Source organism: Kocuria rhizophila, assembly GCF_003667225.1.
Taxonomy (GTDB): Bacteria; Actinomycetota; Actinomycetes; order Actinomycetales; family Micrococcaceae; genus Kocuria; species Kocuria rhizophila.
Map to the genome: position 1 here is coordinate 1 of NZ_RCOM01000188.1, position 401 is coordinate 401.

The following is a 401-nucleotide window of genomic DNA, read 5'->3' on the forward strand; positions in this document are numbered from 1 at the left end:
CTCGTGCGCTGGCCGCGGCAGGTGCTCGCCGAGTTCGGCCTGTACCTGCCCGACGACGTCGAGGTCCGCGTCGAGGACTCCAACCAGAAGCACCGCTTCATGGTCATGCCGATGCGGCCCGAGGGCACCGAGGGCTGGACCGAGGACCAGCTCGCCGAGATCATCACGCGCGACTGCCTGATCGGCGTCGCGCTGCCCAAGCCCGGCGTCACCACCAACGTGCTCGTCGACACCCGTCCCGCGATCCATCCGGCGGGGTGAGACATGGCTGATATGCCCGAAGAGCCCACCACTCTCAAGCGCATCATCGAGCGCAACCAGATCTGGCCCGTCATGGCGGCCAAGTACGGCGTGGAAAACCCTGTGCCGCCGTGGAAGTCGAGCCTCGACGGGCTGTGCGA

The 401-nt window shown here is 67.6% G+C and carries 1 protein-coding gene; it reads left to right on the plus strand.

What is annotated here, in order from left to right:
- Nucleotides 1–261: nitrile hydratase subunit alpha (locus tag D9R02_RS11940; protein WP_183086000.1), on the plus strand; the 261-nt coding region annotated here is incomplete at its 5' end.
- Nucleotides 262–401 lie beyond the last annotated feature (140 nt).